Below are 22,206 nucleotides of genomic sequence, written 5' to 3'. Positions count from 1 at the left end.
TTCAGGGCGGTTGCTGTCCTTCAATCCTCTGACGCCGAACGGGTGGGCGCCACGGCATGATCGGACGGTTTTCCCCACCCAAAGGGATAGGCATAATCGAGGATTTCCATACAATGGATGGGTGCCAGTCACCGCAGAAGCCACCCTTTCCACCCTCACGCCTGAGCCGCCCGCGGGCCTGATGCCGCTGCTGGAGGCGATCACACGCCTGTCCGCGGCTCCGCTGACCGAGATTGCCCAGAGGCTGCACCAGGCCACTGCGCCGTACCTGCGCAGCAGCGCCCTGGTGATCTTTACCGAAGACTGCACGGGGCGTCCGCAGAAGAAGTCCGGCGACGAGTCCGTCATCAGCAGGGTCTCCATCGCCGAGCTGGACCACATCAGGACGTCGCTGAATTCGAGTGGAACCTGGCGCGGCACGGCCGCGATCGGGGGCACGGACCGCACGGCCCTGGCCCTGGGTTCACCCACAAACGCGTTGCTGGTCCTCACCGACCCGCAACCCGTGGGGCAAGCCAGCCTAGACACCGGTGCCGGCGGGGAAGCGCAGCTGCCGTGGCAGGTCGGCTACCTCTGGAACCTCGCCGCCGAGCGGATCCGGGAAAAGGTGGCGGATGCACCGCCGTCGTACCTCATTGAGTCCCGGGCGGCGTCAGCCGAACGCGTCAGGGTGACGGCGGAGCTGGTGGACCGGCACTCGACAACCCTGGAGACCCTGCTCGCCGCCCTCCGCTCCCCCGCCCTTCCGGACGAAACTGCACGAAAGTCCGCCACCGACTTCGCCGCCAAAGCGCTTGTGGAGCTGCGGACACTCAACGACCGCACCACCGAACTCGTCGAAGAACCCGTGGCCACGGCGTTCCAGCGCCTCCGCGAGGATCTCCGCCCCCTCATGCACTTCAGCGGTATCGACGTCCAGTTCATCGAGCCGCCCGTCAACGGCCGCGCCCTCCCCGGGGAAGTTGCGCATGCCGCCCGGGCGATCGTCCGCGGACTGGTGCTCGCCATGGTTGAACAGCCGGATGTTCGGCGCATCCGGACCCAGTGGGATTGCGACGGCGCGAACCTCCTCATCAATGTGCGCGACGACGGCCTGGGCAGCCTCTCCGCAGAGGCCCCCAGCATCGCCCGCCTGGCGCAGCGGGTGGAAGTCTTGAACGGCCGGATGGCGATCGACCTCATGCAAGGCTGGGGTGCCGACGTCGCCGTCACCATTCCGCTGGACCCGCCCGGGCGCACGTTGCCCGACGTCGCCGCCTGGAACCTGGGCGACCGCGAATTGGAAGTGCTGCAACTGCTTGCCGCCGGGCAGCGGAACCGCGCGATCGCCGGAAAACTGCATGTCAGCGAGAACACCGTCAAGTTCCACCTGCGCAACATCTACCGCAAACTCGGAGCCACATCCCGCACCGAGGCCATCGCCTTGGCGCACAGCAACGGGCTGCGCAACTAAATGGGAATCGAAGTTCGTCCGGCAACGGAGTTTGAGGACGTCAAGACGATGGTGGGGCCCAAGCGTCCGGACGCGACGGTGTGCTGGTGCCTGAGCTACCGCATTCCCGCCAAACAGAACGCGGCGCTGAAGAGCACTGCCCGCGGGGAACTGGTGCAGGAGCTGGTGGCGCAGGATCCGCCGCCCGGAGTTCTGGCGTATGACGGCGGGGAGGTAGTGGGCTGGGCAGGCGTCCATCCGCGCACCGATACCGGCTTCGCCCGAAACCGCCGGATCCCCCACGTGGACAATCTGCCGGTGTGGTCGGTCTGGTGCATCAGGGTGCGGCCGGGATATCGCGGCAGGGGGATCTCCCATCAGCTGCTGCAGGGCGCGGTCGAGTTTGCGCGCTCATACGGCGCCCCCGCCATTGAGGGTTACCCGGTGGATAACCAGGGCAGGAAAGTGGATCTGACGATGGCCTATGTCGGCACACGCGGGCTTTTCGAGAAGGCAGGCTTCACCAAGGCCGCGGACACCGACTCCGTCCTCAACGGTTTCCCGCGCGTGCTGATGCGCCGCGACCTGCGCTGACCGCCGGCCCCGCAGCGGTTCCGAGCCCATTCGAATGCTTCCTGCCATCCTCCCCCCAGGCCCGGACTGATGCCACTGCATGATCGGACGGTTTCGCCTACCCGAACGGGTGGGGGTATGGCGGGAGCGTTCGAACGTCCGCTGCAGGGGTCAGGTCATATTCTTGACAACGCCTGTGAGCTACCGCACTCTGTTGCATAAGCTGAACCTTGTTGATCACTGCGGAACACGAAGGCAACTACCGATCCGGTCCTCACCCGGCGTGCCAGTTCCCTTCGTAGAAAGTCATGGTCCTGGACTGCGCCTTTATGGCCCTGACCTCCGAGGACCCACCGAACCTGTCCGCGGGGCCTGCGCAGGCACCCTGCATCGAAGCCCCGCCAATACTCAGTAAGGAAACCTTTATGACAAACAAAGGTGACATAACAACCGCTCAAAGAAGCAAAGACAGACAGAACTCCCGCAGGCTCACGATGTCCGACATCAACATCGTGGACCAGCGGATGCTCAAGAAGGCCCTCGGCGGCACCATCGTGGGCAACACCATGGAGTGGTACGACGTCGGCGTGTTCGGCTATCTCATCACCACCATGGGACCCGTATTCCTGCCGGAGGCAGACAAGGGCGTCCAGACCCTGTTCCTGCTTGGCACCTTTGCCGCAACGTTTATCGCCCGCCCACTCGGCGGCATGGTCTTCGGCTGGTTGGGCGATAAGGTGGGCCGCCAAAAGGTGCTGGCAGCGACCCTCATGCTGATGGCGGCAAGCACCTTCGCCGTCGGCCTCCTGCCGGGGTACGCACAAGTTGGCATCTGGGCGGCCGCGCTGCTGGTGCTCCTGAAGCTCGTGCAAGGATTCTCCACGGGCGGCGAGTACGCCGGCGCCACAACCTTCGTGTGCGAATACGCGCCGGACAAGCGGCGCGGGTTCTTCGCCAGCTTCCTGGACATGGGCTCCTACATCGGATTTGCCCTGGGCGCTGCCACGGTGTCCATCCTGCAGGTCACCCTGGGGCAGGCGGCCATGGAGGACTGGGGCTGGCGGATCCCGTTCCTGGTGGCCGGGCCGCTGGGCCTGGTTGCAATCTACTTCCGGAACAAGATCGAGGAATCGCCCCAGTTCCAGGCAACCCTGGACGCGCAGGAGGGGGCCGCCGTCGAAGCTGCCGCGGGCGACAAGGATGTTGCCGGCGGTCCGCTGGGCGTCATGAGGACCTACTGGCGCCCGATCGTGCTGGCCATGATTCTCGCGGGCGCGGCCAATACCGTGGGCTACGCCCTGACGTCCTACATGCCGACATACCTGACCGAATCCAAGGGCTATGACCCGGTGCACGGCACGCTGCTGACCATTCCCGTGCTGGTGGTGATGTCGCTGTGCATTCCGCTCACAGGGAAGCTCTCGGACCGCATCGGGCGCCGCCCGGTGCTGTGGATCGGAGCCGGAAGCACCATCCTGTTTGCCGTCCCCGCGTTCCTCCTGATCGGGATGGGCGAGATCTGGTCGACCCTGGCCGGACTGTCCCTGGTCGCCTTCCCCGTGACGTTCTACGTAGCCAACCTGGCCTCGGCGCTGCCGGCGCTGTTCCCCACTTCGTGCCGGTATAGCAGCATGGGGATCGCCTACAACTTCTCCGTTGCCATTTTTGGCGGGACAACGCCCTTCCTGGTGCAGGGCCTGATTGAGGCCACGGGCGACGACATGGCCCCCGCGTACTATCTAATGGCGACATCGGTGATCGGCGCGATCGCCATCTATTTCCTGAAGGAATCTGCACGCCGCCCGCTGCCCGGCTCCATGCCGAGTGTGGACACCGCAGCCGAAGCGCACGCGCTCATCGCAGCCCAGGACAACGATCCCTTCATCGAATGGGACGAGACGCCGTTCGAGCAGCGCGCCGAAGCCTCGGCGGGAGCTGCCCGGGCCTAACCGGCACGCATTCTCCACCGGCTCGTGCGCGTCGCGCACCCGCACGTGTCCCCGTCGCAGTCAGCGACGGGGACACAGCCTTTTGTCTGGTCAGTGCTGGCGGCCAAAACCGGCTATTGACCGCGCCGGCTCGCCAGTATACGCTTGCCAGAATCACTGATATATCAATAAGGTTATTAGCCATATATCTATCGCTTCCATCGGGTTCCGGTAGACAGCAGGTACGCCACTGCGGCCAAGCCTCGTGACCGTGCTGGGCGGCCAACCAGCACGCAAAGCCCCTCGGGAACACACGGCACCCTTTCCGCCCAGCCCCTAGCAGCCAGGAATGGACAAATGATCGGTTCAGAAAAAACTATCGACTCCCACGGCAGGCTTGCATCGCAGCAGCCCACGCCCGGCGGTGGTGCGGCCCCGGCCGACGAGCTCATCGGCGAAGCGCTGGGGCTGGCCGACGCATCCGTGCTCTCCGGCAAGCCTCTTGCCAAGCTGATCCAGCAGAAGGCCCGGGCCGAAGCCAAGGCCCTGGCCGACGAGGGATCGGCTCCAACCCTCGCCGTCGTGGTTGCCACGGAGGACAGCTCCACACACTGGTATGTGCGCTCCATCGAGCGCGCCGCGGAAAACGCCGGCATCGGCTGCAGGATCATCGACGCGGGCCATGACGCCACCGAACAGGTGCTCATCGCCGTGCTGAAGGACCTCAGCGCGGAGCCGTCCGTCAACGGAATCATTCTGCAGACTCCCCTGCCTCCCGGCGTGAAGACCGAGGAACTGGCCAAGCACATTTCCCCGGCCAAGGACATCGACGGCGCAAGCCCGCTGAGCCTGGGGCTCCTGGCCGTGGGTGAACGCGCCTTCGCGCCAGCAACGGCACGCGCCGTCGTCGAAATGCTGGACTACTTTGAAATTCCGGTGGCCGGGCGGCACGTGGTGGTTGTGGGCCGTTCCACGGTGGTCGGCAAGCCGCTGGCCCTGCTGCTGTTGCAGAAGGACGCCACCACCACCGTCTGCCACTCCAGGTCCGGTCCGCTGCGGAGGTACACAAAAACTTCCGACGTCGTGGTTGTTGCCGCCGGCCGCACCGGCCTGATCACAGGGGACGACGTTTCCGAACATTCCGTGGTCATCGACGTGGGGACCAATGTGCTTTCCGACGGCTCACTCGCCGGCGATGTGGACGGCACCAGCGTGCGCCCGGTAGCTGCCGCGCTAACGCCGGTCCCCGGCGGTGTGGGCTCCGTTACAACAGCGCTGCTGCTGCTCCACGCCGCCGAAGCGGCGCGGGAACAGTCCCGCACCGCCCGGACGACGGTGTTTGCATCATGACCGGCGTCGCGACATCACCCCGCGCCGCGGATCCCGCCGTGGGCGGCACCAAGGTGGTGACAGACTGGACCGCGCTCATCCCGGGTGATTTCGTCACAGTGCTGGAGGGTCTCACAGTCCCATGTTCAGGCTGGATTGACGAAGTCACCGAGGATGGCGCCATCGTATGGCTCGTCTTATCGCTGGGGCGCGGCCGCCGCATGTTCTTTCGCGCGGACGGGGACATCATCACGGTCAACATGGCGTGACCAGAGCCCCGTCTTCGGGAACCAACAGGCCCGCCCAACCATCTAACCAACGAGGGAGCACCCAGTGGCAGCTCAAACCCTTGCGATCGTCGGCGGGCCGGGATCAGACGGCGGGCGGCCCGCCGTCGGCGATCACACCTGGGCGGCAGCACGCCGCCTGGCTTTCGACTGCGCCCGCCCCCTCGGACTGGAGCGCGTCCCGCTTGGCGAGGCGAACGGACGAACCCTGGCCGCCGACCTCATCACCTTGCAAGAGATGCCACACTACGCTTCGTCCGCAATGGACGGCTGGGCAGCCTGCGATGATGGTCCCCGGGTGCTTAGGGAACCGGGGATGCCGCTCGGGAGCAGCCAGGCCGGCCTGATGGTGGACGGCAGCGCACCGGCCGGCGAGGTGCTGATTGCCGCAGGGACAACCCTGAATCCCGCCCATGTCGCTTTGGCGGCCGTTGCCGGCTTCGATCGGCTGGAAGTACGAGGCAAGCCACTGGTCAAAATACTGGTCAGCGGTTCGGAGGTGGTGACTTCCCGGGTCCCTGCAGCCGAGCAGCTCAGGGATGCGTTCGGGCCCCCGCTCGGTATCGTCATCGGCATGCTCGGGGGCACTCCTGGACCGCTGGTCCGCATCGGCGATTCCTACGAGGAATGGCTTACAGGGCTGGGCGCCGCAGAAGCGCCGATGGCCCAGTGGCCCGACGTCGTTGTGACCACCGGCGGGACCGGACGCTTCGGTGCGGACCATTTCCGGAATGCCATCGCCGCCCTTGGCGGACGGCTCCTCATCGACGGCGTGGCCGTGCGGCCGGGCCACCCCGCAGCCCTGGCCAAACTTCCCAACGGGCGGTTCATCATCGGACTTCCCGGCGACCCGCTGGCAGCCCTGATGGCACTCTTCACTGTTGGAGGTCCCCTTCTGGCCGCACTCGGCCATCAGCCGCTGGCCGAGACCACCCAGGTACCCTGCGGTGCGACGATCTCCGCCCACCCTGCCTCCACCCGGCTCATGCCGTTCCGCTGGATCAGCGGCCTCGCGGTTCCGGCACCCTACGCCGGGCTCGGAATGCTGCGCGGGCTGGCTGCCGCAGACGGCTTCTTGGTAATCCCTCCGCGCGGGGCTCAACGGGGCGAGCAGGTGGCAGCATTGGGTCTCCCCTGGCGCCCGGAACTGTAGCCGCAGGCCGCCCCTCCCCGGCATTCCCGTCCTCGCAACGGCTGGCATCTCCCCTGCGAATCCGACGCCCGGGCAGCTAACACAAAGCCGCGTGATGACGTCCGCGCGCCCGCCTCAGTCTAGGATCAGAATTGGGAATCAGGTGGGACAAGGGCGAGCCTGACCTCCGGTCACGGCAACAACACGGGAGCATCTCTGATGGCTGCAAGAGACGAACTAGGGACTGACAAGGATCCGGATATCCAAGGCGGAGGTGTCCAGTCAGTGGACCGCGCCCTCCAGATCCTGCAGATCCTTGCCCGTGACGGCCATGCCGGAGTCAGCGAGATTGCCGAAGAAATGGGCGTTCACAAGTCCACCGTCTCGCGGTTGCTCGGCTCGCTGGTGACCCGGGAGATGGTGCACCAAAACAGTGATCGGGGAAAGTACCAGCTGGGGTTTGGCGTCCTCCGCCTGGCCAGTTCCATTCCGGGCAGGCTGAGCCTGGTGCGGGAGGCACGCCCGGTGCTCGAAAGCCTGGCCGAGGAATTCAAGGAAACCGTCAATCTCGCGGTGCTTCGTTCCAACTATGCGGTGAACGTGGACCAGGCCATGGGGCCGTCCACGCTGGCCACCTATGACTGGGTGGGCAGCCTTACACCCCTGCACGCCACCTCCAGCGGCAAGGTGCTCCTGGCAGCCCTGCCGGCCGATGAACGGGAGCGGATCCTGAAGAAAACGGGCCTGGCAGCCCGGACACAGCGGACCATCACCAGCCGCAAGGAACTTGAAAAGCAACTCCTCGACGTGTCCCGCGACGGCTACGCGGTGGTCCACGAGGAGTTCGAGATCGGTCTCACCGCCATAGCCGTCCCGGTCTGCAACCATGCTGGAACGGTCATCGGGGCCGTGAGCATCTCCGGCCCTTCGTTCCGCTTCGACCCGGAAAACACTCCCGGCCTGATCCAGGGCCTCCGGGACGCCGGCCTGGTCATCAGCGGAAAAATGGGTTACACCGGGCACTAGACACCAAACCGGTGATCGGGCGAGTTCCCTGTCTCGACAGGATCGGCCCACCGGCCGTCCTGACCCTGTACTACGCCAGAACGACGGCGACACACCGGCAAGTCCGGAGTGTCGCCGTCGTTCGCGGTTTAAACAGGGTCACGACGGCGGGTGGCTCGGGTGGCGGGCGGCCTGTGCGGGGGTCAGCCTGCGGCGTAGACGTCGGTTTCACGTTTCAGCCGGCGGGTGATCAGCTCCACCCTTCTGGACATGTGCGTGCCCACTTGGAGCCTGTCACCGGGCCAGCTGGAGGCCTCCCGGGAGTCTTCGAGCGCCTTGGCCAGGGCGCGGGACAGGGCATAGACCTTCCAAACGTGCTTCAGGTGGTGGACGGCCCGTTTCTTGTAGCCGGGCGCTTGCTGCATCAGGCGGACGGCGGCTCGCGCCATGGCGTCGCCCAGCAGTTTCTCCCCGCTGTGAATTCTTTCCATGTGGACCTTCACCATCCCCAGTGCGCCGACCCATGTCGTTGAGTGCTTCCTTCGAGTGTGGCGAAGGCAGCTCAGCGTCCGCTCAAGGCTCTGCAAGGATTTGCTCAAGACCCGGCCGGCGGGCTGACGGAGTATGTTGGGAAACCGACGAAAGGTGGATCTCGATGACGGAACCGGACTGGGTCCAACACGCTATCTGGTGGCACGTGTACCCGATCGGCTTCGTAGGCGCGGAGCCTTCGGCCGGCGCTGCGGACCGGCCCGCGGACCGGCCCTCGGTCCACCGGCTCGGCCAGCTGGTTCCCTGGCTCGATTACGTCGTGGAACTCGGAGCTTCCGGGCTGGCCCTGGGGCCGGTCTTTGCCTCGGAGACCCACGGCTACGACACCACGGACTACTTCCGCATCGACCCCCGGCTGGGCGACGACGCGGACTTCGACGAGCTCATTGTCCAGTGCCACGCCCGCGGGCTGAAGGTCCTGCTCGACGGCGTCTTCAACCATGTGGGCCGCAGTTTCGGGCCCTTCCAACGCGTGCTCACCGAAGGGCCCGGCGCTCCCGGCGCCTCATGGTTCCGCCTGCAGTGGCCGGAGTCCGGGTGGACGCCGGGGACCGAGCCCGGCTACGACGACTTCGAGGGCCACCACCACCTGGTGGCGCTCAACCACGACGAACCCGCGGTTGGCGCCCTGGTCACGGACGTGATGAAGCACTGGCTGGGCCGCGGTGCGGACGGATGGCGGCTGGACGCAGCGTACGCCGTGCCGGCGTCGTTCTGGGCGCCGGTGCTGGCGGAGGTGCGCCGCGACTTTCCGGAGGCCTACTTCGTGGGCGAGTACATCCACGGCGACTTCGCCGAAGAGGTGGAGCGGAGCACCCTGGATTCGGTGACCCAATACGAATTGTGGAAGGCGGTCTGGAGTTCCCTCAACGATGCCAACTTCTACGAACTCGCGTCCGCCCTGGAGCGCCACAACGGGTTCCTGGACAGCTTTGTGCCGCTCACGTTTGTGGGCAACCACGACGTCACCCGCCTGGCCAGCAAGCTGGACAACCCGGACCAGCTGGCGCTTGCACTCACTGTCCTGCTGACGGTGGGTGGGACGCCCAGTATCTACTACGGCGATGAGCAGGCCTTCCGCGGCGTCAAGGAGGACCGCGCCGGCGGCGATGACGCCGTCCGTCCGGCGTTCCCCGCCGGCCCCGCGGAACTGGCAGCGGCCGGCTGGCCCGTTTACCACCTGCACCAGGAGCTGATCAGCCTCCGGCGGCGGCACGCCTGGCTGCACCGGGCGCGCACCACCGTGCTGACGCTCAGCAACGAGCACCTCGTCTACCAAGCCAGGGACGACGGCGGTGCGGACAACGGCGAAACAGGCGACGGCGGTGCGCTGACAGTCGCGCTGAACCTTTCGGCCACGCCGGCGGACCTGCCCGTGCCGTCCGGGGCAGGCACACTGCTGGCCGGGCAGGGCCGCCAGCGTCCTGAACGGAACGTTGTCAGCCTGCCCGGCTTCGGGTGGGCGGTGCTCGGGATCGGCTAGCGGCCTAGCCGGCCGCCGGACCGGCCAGCGCCGCAGCAGGCTGCGCAGCCGCGCCCTCATGGTGCGTTACGGTCTCCGCCAGGTGCGGCACGAAGCGGACGAACATGGCCTTGAAGCCGGGGGTGTTCGACTCCCGTGCCACGTTCTCCTTGTGGACCAGGGCGTTGGCTTCGGGGAAGTACGCGGCCGCGCAGCCCTTCGCGGTCGGGTACGCGACCAGGCGGAACATGTCCGCCTGCCGGTCGTGCCCGCGGAAGGTGCTGACCACGTCCACCAGGTCCCGGTCCTGGAAGCCGAGCTCGGCCAGGTCCTCCGGGTGGACCAGGATCACGCGCCGGCCGCCCGAGATCCCGCGGTACCGGTCGTCCAGCCCGTAGAACGTCGTGTTGTACTGGTCGTGGCTGCGCATGGTCTGCAGCACCAGGTGGCCCTCCGGCGGGGTCAGGTATTCCAGCGGACTGACCGTGAAGCGGCCCCGGCCGATGTCCGTCTTGAAGGACCGGGTGTCGCGCGGCGGGTTGGGCAGCACAAAACCGTTTTTGGTCCGGACCCGGGTGTTGAAGTCCTCGAACCCCGGCAGGACGCGGGAGATGTGGTCACGGACCACGTCATAGTCCTCGGCCATGGCCTTCCAGTCCACGGAATGGCCTTCGCCGAAGGTCGCCTCGGCCATCCGGGCCACGATGACCGGCTCGGCCAGCATGTGGTCGGAGACCGGCGCCAGCCGGCCCTGGGTGGAGTGGACCACTGACATGGAGTCCTCCACGGACAGGAACTGCGCACCCCCCGGGTGCTTGTCGTCCTTGTCAGTCCGTCCCAGCGTGGGCAGGATCAGCGAGGTGCGTCCGTGCACCACGTGGGACCGGTTCGGTTTAGTGGAGATGTGCACCGTCAGGCCGATCCGCTGCATGCCCGCTTCCAGCGTCTCCGTGTCCGAGCAGGCGAGGGAGAAGTTGCCGCCCATGGAGACAAAGACGTCCACCTCGTCGCGCTCAAAAGCTTCCATCGACTCGACAGCGTCGTAGCCGTGATGGCGCGGGGACTGGATGCCGAACTCCTTGTCCAGCGCCTCGAGCAGCCACTCCTTCGGCTTTTCCCAGATGCCCATGGTCCTGTCACCCTGGACATTCGAGTGTCCGCGGACCGGGCAGGCGCCCGCGCCGGGCTTGCCGAAGTTCCCCTGCAGGAGCAGGACGTTCACCATTTCCTTGATGGTGTCCACCGAGTGCGGCTGCTGCGTTACACCGAGGGCCCAGCAGAAAATGGTGGCCTTGGAGCGGATCAGCATCCCGGCAACGGTTTCGATCTGCTCGCGGGACAGGCCGGTGGCCTTCTCAGTTTCCGCCCAGTCCAGCTCACCGCGGGCCTCGCGGTAGGCATCGAACCCGTCGGTCTGCGCGTCGATGAAGGAACGGTCGACGACGGTGCCCGGGTTGCGTTCCTCCTCCACCAGGAGCAGGTGGCCCAGCGCCTGGAACAGTGCCAGGTCACCGCCCACCTTGATCTGCAGGTACTCGTCCGCCAGCGGCGTCCCGCCGCCCACCACACCCGAGACGGTCTGCGGATCCTTGAAGTTGAACAGCCCTGCCTCCGGCAGCGGGTTGACCGCCACCACCTTGCCGCCCTTGTCCTTGCACTCCTTCAGGGCCGAGAGCATCCGGGGGTGGTTGGTGCCGGGGTTCTGCCCCACCACGAAGATGAGCTCGGAATCGTGGATGTCCTCCAGGGACACGGTCCCCTTGCCGATGCCGATGGTCGGGTTCAGCGCCGAACCCGAGGATTCGTGACACATGTTGGAACAGTCCGGGAGGTTGTTGGTGCCCAGGGCGCGGGCGAACAACTGGTACATAAACGCAGTCTCGTTCGCCGTGCGCCCGGAGGTGTAGAACACGCAGCGGTCCGGGGTGGAGGCCCGGATGTGTTCACCGATCAGGTCAAAGGCCTCCGCCCAGGAGATCGGCGAATAGTGGGACTCGCCTTCGCGGATCACCACCGGCTCGCTGAGCCTGCCCTGGTTGCCCAGCCAGTACTCCGTCTTTCCGGAAAGCTCGGCGATGGAATGCCTGGCCCAGAACTCGGCGCCGACCGTGCGGAGGGTGTTCTCCTCGGCCACCGCTTTGGCGCCGTTCTCGCAGAACTCGGCCGCTTTGCGCTTCGTGGCCGACTCCGGCCAGGCGCAGCCGGGGCAGTCGAATCCGCCCTGCTGGTTCAGCCGCAGCAGGGACTGCGCCGTGCGGGTCACGCCTGCCTGCGCGACGGCACGCTCAAGTGCCACCATGACGGCCTTGACCCCCGCGGCCTCAGTCTTCGGCTTGTGGACTTCGAGTTTGTCCTCGTTGATGTCCTCGACCGGCGCCGGCTGCGGGCCGAGCTTGAGGGGATTCACTGGTTTACCCGGGCCAGCGTCTCGCGCTCCGCACCGATGGTGGTGTTGTCGCCGTGGCCCGTGCGGACCACCGTGGCGGCAGGCAGCGTCAGCAGCCGTTGCCGGATGGAGTCGAGGATGGTGGGGTAGTCGCTGTAGGACCTGCCCGTGGCACCTGGTCCGCCGTTGAACAGCGTGTCTCCGGTGAAGACCGTCCCTTCATCCTCGAGGTGGAAGCAGGTGGATCCCGGCGAGTGTCCCGGGGTGTGCAGTGCGCGCAGGGTGGCCCCGCCCACCTGGAAGACGTCGCCGTCCGCGAGGTAGCGGTCCGGCTTGACGTCGGGATAGACCTGTTCCCACAGCACCAGGTCGTCCGGGTGGAGGTAGATCGGCGCGTCCACGGCCTCGGCCACGGCCCGGGCGGCCCCGATGTGGTCGTTGTGGGCGTGCGTGAGCAGGATGGCCAGGACCTTACGGCCGCGGACCTGGTTGATGATCGCAGCGGCATCGTGCGGGGAGTCGATGATCACGCATTCGTTCTCATTCCCCACGATCCAGACGTTGTTGTCCACGTCCCAGGTGCCGCCGTCGAGCGAAAACGTTCCCGAGGTGACCAGGTTTTCGATGGTGACGCTCATACCGACGCCGCTTCCGGGGCGGTCTCAGCGGCGGTGACGGTTTCAGCGCCCGGGTGGATTTCCACCACGGACCGCAGCACCTTGCCCTCGTGCATCCTGGCGAACGCCTCCTCCACCTGGTCGATGGTGATCCGTTCGGTGACGAAAGCGTCCAGGTCCAGGTTGCCCAGCTTGTACTGCGCCACGAGCATCGGGAAATCACGGGACGGCAGGCAGTCGCCGTACCAGGAGGACTTCAGGGAACCGCCGCGGCCGAATACATCCAGCAGGGGGAGCTCGAGCTTCATGTCCGGCGTCGGAACGCCCACCAGCACCACGCGGCCGGCGAGGTCGCGCGCGTAGAAGGCCTGCTTGTACGTTTCGGGGCGGCCCACCGCTTCAATCACGACGTCGGCGCCGTTGCCTCCGGTGAGTGCACGGATGGCCTCGATGGGATCTTCCTTGCTGGAGTCGACACCGTGCGTGGCGCCCAGGGACTTGGCCATTTCCACCTTGTTGGCGTCGATGTCCACCGCGATGATCGTGGTAGCGCCGGCCAGCTTGGCGCCTGCAATCGCGGCGATGCCCACGCCGCCGCAGCCAATGACGGCGACGGATTCGCCGCGCTTGACCTCACCGGTATTGATGGCAGCGCCGATACCTGCCATCACACCGCAGCCGAGGAGCCCGACGGCGGCGGGATCGGCGTCGTCGTCGACCTTGGTGCACTGCCCGGCGGCGACGAGTGTCTTCTCCGCAAAGGCGCCGATGCCCAGCGCGGGCGAGAGCTCCGTGCCGTCCTCAAGCGTCATCTTCTGCGTCGCGTTATGTGTGTTGAAGCAGTACTGCGGCTGGCCCTTCGCGCAGGCGCGGCATTCGCCGCACACGGCACGCCAGTTCAGGATCACGCGGTCGCCGGGGGCCACTTCGGTGACGTCCGGTCCGACGGCGCTGACCACACCGGTGGCCTCGTGGCCCAGCAGGATGGGGAAATCGTCGGTGATTCCACCCTGCTTGTAGTGCAGGTCCGTGTGGCAAACGCCGCAGGTCAGGATATCCACCAGCGCCTCGCCCGGGCCGGGATCCGGCACCAGGATGGTCTCCACGGAGACCGGAGCGTTCTTTTCCTTGGCGATGACGGCTTTTACTTTGTGAACCATGATTTGTGTGTTCCTCTCCTGAGCCCGGGGGGACTCGTTGGCAACGGCACCCGTTGCCAATCTAGCTGACTCGTTGCGGTTCCAAATCTTCGTGCAGTCGGGCCTGCACTACGGTGTGCGCTGCTTCCCGCGCGCGGACGGCTTCCTCCGTGCGGACGGCGCCGCCGCACGCCCTGCCAGGATGCCCGTCCGGTGTCTGAACTTCAGACGGTAGAGCAGTGCCCCGACAATCGCGACTGGACCGACGAAGATTACGCCGCCCCGGTGGACGGCGAGGCGGTACGTGCTGAACAGCCGGAACACGACGCCGGTGCTCTCTGTCATTCTGCAACGTCTCCTTGTGCGTCGTGAGGACCCGGCGGGGAACGCCGCCCCTTGGATCGGGAAGCCGGCCTGCACACCCTGGAGTCAGGTCCGCTGAATTGCGTATTACACAACACGATGCACAAAGCGCGTACTGGCAATATGACAGCCGCCACACGGCGTGTCAACAGATCGCCGAAGGGCGATAGGCGGCAGCGCTCCAGATTCTTATCGGCAGGCAAGGTTTCTGCAACAGCGTCGCTTTCAATGCAACATATTTCCATCAACCGGGCGCTGATTCATCCCCTTGGGCGCAATTTGGATCCCAATGTTCAAGAATCTGAAACCCGCAGGTATTGACTGTGTTACATGTCACGTCTAATCTGGTGCAACAGCGTTGCGCTGAATGCAACCCCAACAACTTGGTGGATACATGAGTAACGAAACTTCCTCTCCCGCTCTTGCGGGAGGCCTGGAGGCAGAGCCGGATGGCATGCATGAGGGCCGTCCCGCCGGCCGCAGTACGTTGAGCGGCCAGAATTTCCAACCTGCTGACGACGGTGTCAGCAGGGACACGCGCCGCAGGGTCATCGCGGCCAGCTTCATCGGCAACTTCGTTGAATGGTTCGACTACGCCGTTTACGGCTACCTGGCCGTCACGATCGCCACCGTCTTTTTCCCTGAATCAGATCCCCAGACCGGGCTGCTGCTGACGTTCGCCCTGTTCGCAATTTCATTCCTGGTGCGCCCGCTCGGCGGGTTCGTCTGGGGCCATATCGGTGACAGGGTGGGACGGCGCACGGCCCTCTCCCTGTCCATCCTGATCATGTCCGGTGCGACGTTCTGCATAGCCCTCATTCCGGGCTACGCCACAATCGGCCTCTGGGCTCCGGTCCTGCTTTTGATCATCAGGGTGGTCCAGGGCTTCTCAGCCTCAGGCGAGTACGCCGGAGCGTCGGCCTTCCTCGTCGAGTACGCCCCGGCCAACAAGCGCGGCCTCTACGCCGCGGTGGTTCCCGCGAGCACCGCAGCAGGCTTGCTGCTTGGCTCCCTGCTGGCGGGCCTGCTGACTATGCTGCTCAGTTCCGATGCGATGCAAAGCTGGGGCTGGCGGCTGCCGTTCCTGCTGGCCGCCCCGATGGGTCTGATCGGACGGTACATCCGGACCAAGCTGGAGGACACCCCCGTATTCCGCGAGATGGCTGCGGAGGACGATGCCGTCAAGGCACCTGTTTCAAGCTTGTTCCGGAACCACTGGCGGCAGCTGCTGCAGGCCGTCGGAGCCGTGCTGCTGAACGCCGTCGGCTTCTACGTGATCCTCAGCTACATGCCCACCTACCTGTCCTCGGAGCTGGGCCTCGGTGAGACCGAATCATTCCTTGCCACCACCGTCGCACTGGTGACGTACATCGGTTTCATCTTCCTGACGGGGATGCTGTCGGACCGTTACGGACGCAAGAAGGTACTCATTGCCGCGTCCGTCAGCTTCATCCTGCTGACGGTGCCCGCGTTCGCGCTTCTGGGAACCGGCAACTTCCTGGTGATTGTCCTGGTCCAGATCCTGCTGGGCGCCATGCTCACGCTCAACGACGGGACGCTTCCGAGCTTCCTGGCCGAGATGTTCCCCACCCGCGTCCGCTACAGCGGCTTCGCGGTCAGCTTCAACCTCTCCAACGCGCTCTTCGGCGGCACCGCCCCGTTCATGGCAACGCTCCTGATCGCCGCCACCGCCAGCGACCTGGCGCCGGCCTGGTACCTCGTCGCTGCGGCAGTCATCTCCCTGATCGCCGTCGCGCTCTCCAGGGAAACCTGCAAAGAGCCGCTGCGCCACGAATAAAGACTTTCCTCCCACCTCAAAGTAACTGCACCACAGAAAGGCACCACCACAATGACCACCACAGCATCCGAGAACGCAACCTCCGTCGCCGAACTGGAGCGACTCAAAGTCCTCAAGAACGGCGATAAGGTCAAACTGACATTCTCCGATACCGAGTTCGAGCGCCGCATCGCGGGCCTGCGCCGCATCATGGCGGAAAAGGATCTGGACGCCGTTGTCCTGACCAGCTACCACTCGATCAAGTACTACTCCGACTTCCTTTTCACCACCTTCGGCCGCTCCTACGCCATGGTTGTCACCAAGGACGACACCGTCACCGTCACCGCCAACATCGACGCCGGCATGCCCTGGCGCCGCAGCTTCGGCGACAACATCGTCTACACGGACTGGCGCCGGGACAACTACATCTTCGCCATCCAGGAAGTGCTGCGCACTCGCGGCATCAACCCCCGCCGCCTTGGCGTCGAGGACGATTCGCTGCCGCTGGATAACCGCAACAAGATCCAGGCCGCCTTCGCCGGCGCCACCCTGGTGGATGTGGCCCAGGCTGCGATGCGCCAGCGGATGATCAAGTCCGCAGAAGAGATCGAGGTCATCAAGCACGGTGCACGCATCGGCGACCTCGGCGGCGAGGCCATCCGCAACGCCATCACGGCCGGCATCACCGAGTACGAGGTCGCCCTGATCGGCACCGAAGCCATGGTCCACGAGATTGCCCGGACCTTCCCGGATTCCGAAATCCGCGACACCTGGGTCTGGTTCCAGTCCGGCATCAACACGGACGGCGCCCACAACTGGGCCACCACCCGCAAGATCCAGGAACACGACATCCTGTCGCTGAACTGCTTCCCGATGACCTCGGGCTACTACACGGCGCTGGAGCGCACCCTGTTCTACGGCGAACCGGATGCCCGCTCGCTGGAACTGTGGAACATCAACGTCGAGGTCCACAAGCGCGGACTCGAACTCATCAAGCCCGGCGCCGTCTGCAAGGACATCGCTGCTGAACTGAACGAGATCTACGTGGGCCACGGCCTCCTGGCCAACCGCACCTTCGGCTACGGACACTCCTTCGGCGTCCTCAGCCACTACTACGGCCGCGAGGCGGGACTGGAACTCCGCGAGGACATCGACACCGTGCTGGAACCGGGCATGGTGGTTTCCATGGAACCGATGATCACCGTCCTCGACGGCGAGCCGGGCGCCGGCGGCTACCGCGAGCACGACATCCTGGTGGTCGGGGAAGACGGCGCGGAGAACATCACCAAGTTCCCGTTCGGCCCGGAATACAACATCATCGGGGCCTAACCAGCACCGAAAATGCCAACACCCCAAAGCGGCGCCACGTCATCCGTGGCGCCGCTTTCGGGCTCTCATACGGAATGATGGTGGACACCATGACCTCTGAAGAAACTCCTGAAACCACTACGAACGGCGACACCAAAGGCACGTCGGTCATCGTCAACGCCATCGCCGTTCTGCGGAGTTTTACCGCTGACGAGCCGCTGCTCGGCGTCACCGAGATAGCCAACCGCGTAGGGCTGCACAAAAGCACCGTCTCCCGCATTCTGGCCACGTTCGAACAGGAACACCTGGTGGAACGCGATCCGGAGACCCGCAGGTTCCGTCTGGGCCTGGGCCTGATCGCCGTCGCCGGACCGCTGCTGGCCGAACTCGAAGAGCGCCGTGTGGCCTACCCCGTGCTGCGCGAACTTACGGAGCAGACCGGCGAAACGAGCGCGCTCATGGTGTGGAACGGGTCGGAGTCGATGTGCGTGGAGCAGATCGCCAGCCACCACCAGATCAAGCACACCACTCCGCTGGGCGCGCGGTACAAGGATGCCCTCAGCGCCTCGGTGCAGGTGTTCCTTGCGGCCGAGCCGGCCGAGCGCGTGCGGGTATTGCTCCGGAGCGGCGAAATTGCCCATCCCGGCCTGGACGAAACCAGCCTCGAGGCGTACCTGATCCGGCTGGGCGACGTTGCCAAGCGCGGCTGGGCCACCAATTACGGCGAGTCATCCCTGGACGAGGTGGGCCTGGCCGCCCCCGTCTTCGACCACCGCGGCGACATCGTGGCGGCGGTCCTCATCCCGGCGCCCCGCTTCCGGGTTTCCCCGGACACACTGCAGCGCCTCGGGGAGTCCTGCAAGGCGGCCGCGGACCGGGTCACAGCCCGCCTCGGCGGCGCCGCCCCCGCCCGCTGACCCCGACGCTGACCCAGAAACGCTCTCAGGTGGGGATGATGCGGAACAGGAACTTGGTCCGGACCATCACCCAGAGCAGCCCCACGATCAGGGCGTAGGCGGCGGTGTTGAGCCAGATGTTCCCCTGCTGCAGGGCCGGGATGTTCGCAACCACCGCGATGAGCACCACGTGCATGATGAAGACGTACAGCGTTGCCTGCCCCAGCGGGATCAGCAGCCAGCCCACGGCGCGTTCAATCGGCTTCCAGTAGGCCGTGAGCAGCGCGTAGGCCGTGACCAGCAGGGTGAGCACGTTCAGGAGCCGGCCGGGCTCCAGATAGGTCCGGCCGAAGAACCGGTCATAGACGGCGCGGTAATTCGCGTCCGAAGTCAGGGCGAGCCGGACGTCGAACTCGTTGGCCAGGTACGGATTGGCCCAGGATATCAGCGCAAAGGCCACCGTGACGGCCGCGCAGGCACCCACCACCCAGCGGTGGGCGGACAGCCAGGCCACGATGGTCCGGCGGTAGTAGCCGCCCACCAGTCCCAGCACAAACAGGACCTGCCACACCAGCAGCGGGAAGGAGTCCTCGAACTGCGACGGCAGGAGCCGGAAACGGAACACTGTGCCGGCGGCGTACAGGGCGGTGGTGCCCAGCAGGACCCACAGCACCTTGCCGCGGGCCAGGGTCAGCAGGATCAGCGGGCTGACCAGGAGCATGATCACATAGAGCCCCATCACGTTGAACTGCCACGGACCAAACTGCAGGAGAAGCACCGCGGGGATGACGGCACCGGACACGGGAAACTGGAGCAGGCCCTGCATGCCGGTGTAGAGGTCATAGGTCCGGCCCGCTCCCGACCTGCCGGCGCCGCCGGTCCCTTGGTCCGTGAACGTGGTCAGCACCTCGGAGTTGAAGGCCGGGATGAGGCTGAGCAGGAACACCAGGACAACTACCGCCAGCGCCGTGACGTACAGCTTGCCCGCCCGCCTGCCGGTCTTTTGCGCCACGAGGCCGATATTGTCCTGGGCCTTTGGTCCGTAGACCATGCCCAGGACAAGCCCGGAGAGCAGCACGAACAGCTCGGCACCGGACACGAAGCCGATGGTTTCCTGGGTCAGCAGCTGGAAGAACGAGGTCATCCCCACGTGGTTCACCACCACGAACAGGATGGCCACGCCGCGCATCAGGTCCACCCGGGCATCCCGCGAGGACTTGTCCGAGTAGGTCCAGTTCGTGGCCGTACGCAGGCGGACCGGCACCAGCCACAGCAGGACCGCGGCCGCAAGCAGTGTGGCCGCCATGACCGCCGCAGGAACACCCGCCAGGGCATTGCCGGATGACCCGCCCAGCCCCTGAACGGTGGCGGTGACCGGACCGGTGGTGAGCGTGGACTCCTTGACGGCTGCGCCGGCGGCCGCCGCCACGTCCGCGTTCCGGGTCAGGCGCCAGTCAATGATGGTGTTGCCGGCGTCCCCCACGTCCGTTTTCTCGTCCCAGACGACGGCGGCAATCCGGTCCAGTTTCCCCTGCCCCGCGTCGCCCAGCACCTGTTTCCACCAGCCGGACTTGATGTCGTTTTCCGAGGGCCCGCCCGCGGACGGGCTGTAGTAGGCGGCAGTCTGGAGCAGCAGCGGCTTGTCCCGCTTCACGGCGTAGGACTCGTAGAAGTTGGCATCGCCGTCGTCGGAAGCCACACCGCCGTCCGCAGCAGACGCGGCCCCCTGGGCCGTTCCATTCAACAGGGCGGCAAACTCCCCGTCCTTTGGCAACGTATTGACGGCGGCTCCCCCGCCGGTGTCGTCATGGAGTGCCGTCAGGCCGGCCCAGTCAACCACGTCGTCGCCCGGGTAGTACGGCGCGTAGGGTGCATCCGAACCGTTCCAGGCGCCGTCGGAATTCGTGTCCAGCGCGGCGAACCCGGCGGTGCCGGGTGCCGGGGCGCTGCGGTTCCGGGTGAACGGATAGTCCCGTGCCTGGAAGGGCTGCCACACCATGACCGCGTTGGATTCTGCGTCGAACGCCCGGGCCACGGCCCGGTATGCCGGCACGTAGGCCCCCGGCTGCTGGCCCCAGGAAACCCAGCTGGCGTTCATGTCCGGGGCGAAACGGATCAGCAGCTTTCCGGGGAAGCCCTGCGCCAGTTCCTCGAGCTGCCCGGCGAAGTCGTCGGCGGCGTCCGCGGTGACCTCCGTCAGGGGCACCGCGGGGTTCACGGTCAGCAGGGCGTGGGCGCCGGAGGACGCACTTTGGGCCAGGAACTCCCGCAGATACGCCTTTTCCGTGGCTTTGACGGGAAAGGAAACATCGTGCCCGAGGACCGCGGGAGTGGCCTGCAGCCGGGCGGCGAAACCGGCGGCGTCGTCCTCGCCCCATTCGAGCACTGCACCGAGGAGGGGCTTTCCGGGTGCGGCCCCGAGGTCCTCACCGGCGGCAGTGTTCGACGCCGGGACGCCGGCCGGCGCTGTTAGGCCGGCCGGCGCTGTTAGGCCGGCCGGCGCTGTTAGGCCGGCTGGCGTTGTACTGGCGGGCTGCGCCGGAAAAGCGGCTGCCCCGGCCGCCTGCGCGGCTCCGGCAGGCAGGAAGAGCAACAGGGCGAGCAACAGGAGGGAAGCACGGAGGAAGGCTCTACGCGGACTCATCCCGGCCGCCTTTCGGGAAAAGCGCCGAAACAGTTGTCCCGCCGCCAGGCGTTTCCGTGAGCGAGAGTTCGCCGCCGTGCGACTGCACGATCCGCACGCACGTCGCAAGCCCCAGGCCCGAACCCGGGGCGTCACCGGGCCGATGCAGCCGGACCAGCGGTTCAAGGACCCGTTCACGGTCGGCTGCCCCGATGCCCTTGCCGTTGTCCGCCACCCGGACGATGACACCGCGGTCATCGTCCACGGCGTCAATCCGGACCTTGAGTTTCTGCTCGGGGCGGCGGTAGTTGGATGAATTGCCCAGCAGGTTCTGCAGCAGCGTCCGTAGTTGGGCCGGATCAGCCACCACTTCTGCGTCCTCACATTCCAGCGAGGCTCCGGCGCCGAATCCGTCGCCCAGGTCGCTCACGGCCTCGGCCACTGCCCTTTGCAGGGAAACCGGCCGGGGACGCAGCATGCCGCCCACCTGGGAGTAGCTGAGGACGTCGTCCAGCATGGCGAGCATCCGCCGCCCGCTGCCGCCGATGCGCTGCAGGTATCCGGCCGCCGGGCTGTCCGGGCGGATGTCGTCGTCGTCCTCGCTCAGTTCCACGTAGCCAAGGATGGTGGTGAGCGGGATGCGGAGGTCGTGGCTGACGCGTCCGGCTAACTCCGCGAGCTTGCGGTTGCTGCGCCCGAGTTCCTCCAGGGCATGTTGGAGCTGCAGCGTGCGGTGCTGCAGTTCCAGCACTTCGACCACCTGCGCCGCGAGGACGTCCAGCATGGCGGTCTGTTCGGTGGAGATGGTGGCCGGCGCGTCGGAGAAGACGCACAGGGAGCCCAGGGCGAAGCCGGAACTGGTCCGCAGCGGTGAGGAGGCATAGAACCGGACATTCGCAATTTCGCCGGTCACAAACGGGTTGTCCGCAAATCTCGGATCATCGCTGGCATCCGGCACAACGGTGGTGTGGCCCTGCTGGAATACCTTGGCACACATCGAGTCCTCCCGGGCGCACAGCCCGGGTTCCAGGCCCGCGGCCGCAAGCTGGAGCTGCTGCTCGGGAGTGATGATGTTGACTACGCTGAACGGCACTCCGCAAAGCTTCGCGGCCAGGTCCACCAGGAAGTTCAGGGCCCGCGCGGCGCTGGCACTGGCACTGGCACTGACGCTGGCACCTTCGTCCGCGGCGGACGCCGGGTCTCTCGGCAATAGTCCGTATTCGCCCAGCACTGAGCGCCGTTCAAAGTCAGCGCTAACAAGGCTGTGCCCATCTGCTTGAGCCACTGGAGTCCCTCTCACCAATCAGGACAGCCGGCCAGGCGCCGCAGTCCCCCCAGCAGGATTCTAGCGGAGCCGGATGCCGCCAGCCGGGGTCCTGTAGTCTCTTGACACCAAG

18 protein-coding genes are annotated in these 22,206 nt (G+C 66.1%); 11 read left to right on the top strand and 7 right to left on the bottom strand.

Annotated elements, in window-relative coordinates; translation table 11 throughout:
- Positions 1-181 precede the first annotated feature (181 nt).
- The 7 genes from AC6JAC_RS02670 to AC6JAC_RS02640 all read left to right on the top strand — a co-directional run bounded on the left by AC6JAC_RS02670 (position 182) and on the right by AC6JAC_RS02640 (position 7,707).
- Positions 182-1,453, top strand: coding sequence for a helix-turn-helix transcriptional regulator (locus AC6JAC_RS02670; RefSeq protein WP_497966750.1), 1,272 nt, complete (start codon positions 182-184; stop codon positions 1,451-1,453).
- Positions 1,454-2,026 carry a GNAT family N-acetyltransferase gene (locus AC6JAC_RS02665; protein ID WP_497963356.1) on the top strand — a complete coding sequence of 191 codons (573 nt, stop codon included), beginning with the start codon at positions 1,454-1,456 and terminating at the stop codon, positions 2,024-2,026.
- A 404-nt stretch (positions 2,027-2,430) separates the two neighbouring features.
- Positions 2,431-3,954 (top strand): MFS transporter, encoded by a 1,524-nt coding sequence (locus AC6JAC_RS02660; RefSeq protein WP_454699604.1) that lies wholly within the window; start codon positions 2,431-2,433, stop codon positions 3,952-3,954.
- A 336-nt stretch (positions 3,955-4,290) separates the two neighbouring features.
- Positions 4,291-5,283 carry a bifunctional 5,10-methylenetetrahydrofolate dehydrogenase/5,10-methenyltetrahydrofolate cyclohydrolase gene (locus tag AC6JAC_RS02655; protein WP_497963355.1) on the top strand — a complete coding sequence of 331 codons (993 nt, stop codon included), beginning with the start codon at positions 4,291-4,293 and terminating at the stop codon, positions 5,281-5,283.
- Positions 5,280-5,531 carry a hypothetical protein gene (locus AC6JAC_RS02650; protein ID WP_043439554.1) on the top strand — a complete coding sequence of 84 codons (252 nt, stop codon included), beginning with the start codon at positions 5,280-5,282 and terminating at the stop codon, positions 5,529-5,531. Before AC6JAC_RS02655 ends, AC6JAC_RS02650 begins: the two co-directional genes overlap by 4 nt.
- Positions 5,532-5,595: 64 nt before the next feature.
- Positions 5,596-6,702 carry a molybdopterin-binding protein gene (locus AC6JAC_RS02645; RefSeq protein ID WP_497963354.1) on the top strand — a complete coding sequence of 369 codons (1,107 nt, stop codon included), beginning with the start codon at positions 5,596-5,598 and terminating at the stop codon, positions 6,700-6,702.
- Positions 6,703-6,900: 198 nt separating this feature from the next.
- Positions 6,901-7,707: an IclR family transcriptional regulator gene (locus AC6JAC_RS02640; protein WP_028272632.1), complete on the top strand. Its 807-nt coding sequence runs from the start codon at positions 6,901-6,903 to the stop codon at positions 7,705-7,707.
- A 182-nt stretch (positions 7,708-7,889) separates the two neighbouring features.
- On the opposite strand, the gene AC6JAC_RS02635 is transcribed toward AC6JAC_RS02640, so the two are convergent.
- Positions 7,890-8,177, bottom strand: a complete 288-nt coding sequence (locus tag AC6JAC_RS02635) for a hypothetical protein (RefSeq protein WP_156037209.1) — start codon at positions 8,175-8,177, stop codon at positions 7,890-7,892.
- 164 nt (positions 8,178-8,341) lie between these two features.
- Here AC6JAC_RS02635 and AC6JAC_RS02630 point away from each other — a divergent pair, with 164 nt between their 5' ends.
- Positions 8,342-9,721: an alpha-amylase family glycosyl hydrolase gene (locus AC6JAC_RS02630; RefSeq protein WP_497963353.1), complete on the top strand. Its 1,380-nt coding sequence runs from the start codon at positions 8,342-8,344 to the stop codon at positions 9,719-9,721.
- A 4-nt stretch (positions 9,722-9,725) separates the two neighbouring features.
- Here AC6JAC_RS02630 and AC6JAC_RS02625 read toward each other — a convergent pair whose 3' ends face one another.
- The 4 genes from AC6JAC_RS02625 to AC6JAC_RS02610 all read right to left on the bottom strand — a co-directional run bounded on the left by AC6JAC_RS02625 (position 9,726) and on the right by AC6JAC_RS02610 (position 14,187).
- Positions 9,726-12,107: an FdhF/YdeP family oxidoreductase gene (locus AC6JAC_RS02625; RefSeq protein WP_497963352.1), complete on the bottom strand. Its 2,382-nt coding sequence runs from the start codon at positions 12,105-12,107 to the stop codon at positions 9,726-9,728.
- The gene (locus AC6JAC_RS02620; RefSeq protein ID WP_454699610.1) at positions 12,104-12,724 is read right to left on the bottom strand and encodes an MBL fold metallo-hydrolase; all 621 of its coding nucleotides are present in this window, start codon (positions 12,722-12,724) and stop codon (positions 12,104-12,106) included. The genes AC6JAC_RS02625 and AC6JAC_RS02620 overlap by 4 nt, the downstream gene beginning before the upstream one ends.
- Positions 12,721-13,863, bottom strand: a complete 1,143-nt coding sequence (locus AC6JAC_RS02615; protein WP_043439550.1) for an S-(hydroxymethyl)mycothiol dehydrogenase — start codon at positions 13,861-13,863, stop codon at positions 12,721-12,723. Before AC6JAC_RS02615 ends, AC6JAC_RS02620 begins: the two co-directional genes overlap by 4 nt.
- Before the next feature lie 108 nt (positions 13,864-13,971).
- A complete protein-coding gene (locus tag AC6JAC_RS02610; RefSeq protein ID WP_028272628.1) occupies positions 13,972-14,187 on the bottom strand; it encodes a hypothetical protein in 216 nt (71 codons plus the stop codon).
- Between the two features lie 412 nt (positions 14,188-14,599).
- Here AC6JAC_RS02610 and AC6JAC_RS02605 point away from each other — a divergent pair, with 412 nt between their 5' ends.
- The 3 genes from AC6JAC_RS02605 to AC6JAC_RS02595 all read left to right on the top strand — a co-directional run bounded on the left by AC6JAC_RS02605 (position 14,600) and on the right by AC6JAC_RS02595 (position 18,207).
- The gene (locus AC6JAC_RS02605; protein ID WP_454699612.1) at positions 14,600-16,003 is read left to right on the top strand and encodes an MFS transporter; all 1,404 of its coding nucleotides are present in this window, start codon (positions 14,600-14,602) and stop codon (positions 16,001-16,003) included.
- 51 nt (positions 16,004-16,054) lie between these two features.
- The gene (locus AC6JAC_RS02600; protein WP_028272626.1) at positions 16,055-17,311 is read left to right on the top strand and encodes an aminopeptidase P family protein; all 1,257 of its coding nucleotides are present in this window, start codon (positions 16,055-16,057) and stop codon (positions 17,309-17,311) included.
- A 77-nt stretch (positions 17,312-17,388) separates the two neighbouring features.
- Positions 17,389-18,207, top strand: a complete 819-nt coding sequence (locus AC6JAC_RS02595) for an IclR family transcriptional regulator (protein WP_043439548.1) — start codon at positions 17,389-17,391, stop codon at positions 18,205-18,207.
- Between the two features lie 25 nt (positions 18,208-18,232).
- Here the strand turns inward: AC6JAC_RS02595 and opgC are convergent, their stop codons facing one another.
- The gene (gene opgC / locus AC6JAC_RS02590) at positions 18,233-20,830 is read right to left on the bottom strand and encodes an OpgC domain-containing protein (protein WP_497963351.1); all 2,598 of its coding nucleotides are present in this window, start codon (positions 20,828-20,830) and stop codon (positions 18,233-18,235) included.
- Entirely contained in the window at positions 20,817-22,094 is a 1,278-nt protein-coding gene (locus AC6JAC_RS02585) for a GAF domain-containing sensor histidine kinase (protein ID WP_497963350.1), read from the bottom strand. The genes opgC and AC6JAC_RS02585 overlap by 14 nt, the downstream gene beginning before the upstream one ends.
- Between the last annotated feature and the right edge of the window lie 112 nt (positions 22,095-22,206).

The sequence above is a fragment of the Arthrobacter sp. KUASC02 genome (genome assembly GCF_059739395.1).
The sequence above is the reverse complement of the archived record's forward strand: the minus strand, read 5'-3'. Positions and strand labels throughout refer to the sequence as shown.

Bases quoted from the DNA above. Each gene is read 5' to 3' on its own strand.
- AC6JAC_RS02670 (WP_497966750.1), top strand. From the start codon at position 182: ATGCCGCTGCTGGAGGCGATCACACGCCTGTCCGCGGCTCCGCTGACC.
- AC6JAC_RS02665 (WP_497963356.1), top strand. From the start codon at position 1,454: ATGGGAATCGAAGTTCGTCCGGCAACGGAGTTTGAGGACGTCAAGACG.
- AC6JAC_RS02660 (WP_454699604.1), top strand. From the start codon at position 2,431: ATGACAAACAAAGGTGACATAACAACCGCTCAAAGAAGCAAAGACAGA.
- AC6JAC_RS02655 (WP_497963355.1), top strand. From the start codon at position 4,291: ATGATCGGTTCAGAAAAAACTATCGACTCCCACGGCAGGCTTGCATCG.
- AC6JAC_RS02650 (WP_043439554.1), top strand. From the start codon at position 5,280: ATGACCGGCGTCGCGACATCACCCCGCGCCGCGGATCCCGCCGTGGGC.
- AC6JAC_RS02640 (WP_028272632.1), top strand. From the start codon at position 6,901: ATGGCTGCAAGAGACGAACTAGGGACTGACAAGGATCCGGATATCCAA.
- AC6JAC_RS02635 (WP_156037209.1), bottom strand. From the start codon at position 8,177: ATGGAAAGAATTCACAGCGGGGAGAAACTGCTGGGCGACGCCATGGCG.
- AC6JAC_RS02630 (WP_497963353.1), top strand. From the start codon at position 8,342: ATGACGGAACCGGACTGGGTCCAACACGCTATCTGGTGGCACGTGTAC.
- AC6JAC_RS02620 (WP_454699610.1), bottom strand. From the start codon at position 12,724: ATGAGCGTCACCATCGAAAACCTGGTCACCTCGGGAACGTTTTCGCTC.
- AC6JAC_RS02615 (WP_043439550.1), bottom strand. From the start codon at position 13,863: ATGGTTCACAAAGTAAAAGCCGTCATCGCCAAGGAAAAGAACGCTCCG.
- AC6JAC_RS02610 (WP_028272628.1), bottom strand. From the start codon at position 14,187: ATGACAGAGAGCACCGGCGTCGTGTTCCGGCTGTTCAGCACGTACCGC.
- AC6JAC_RS02605 (WP_454699612.1), top strand. From the start codon at position 14,600: ATGAGTAACGAAACTTCCTCTCCCGCTCTTGCGGGAGGCCTGGAGGCA.
- AC6JAC_RS02600 (WP_028272626.1), top strand. From the start codon at position 16,055: ATGACCACCACAGCATCCGAGAACGCAACCTCCGTCGCCGAACTGGAG.
- AC6JAC_RS02595 (WP_043439548.1), top strand. From the start codon at position 17,389: ATGGTGGACACCATGACCTCTGAAGAAACTCCTGAAACCACTACGAAC.
- opgC (WP_497963351.1), bottom strand. From the start codon at position 20,830: ATGAGTCCGCGTAGAGCCTTCCTCCGTGCTTCCCTCCTGTTGCTCGCC.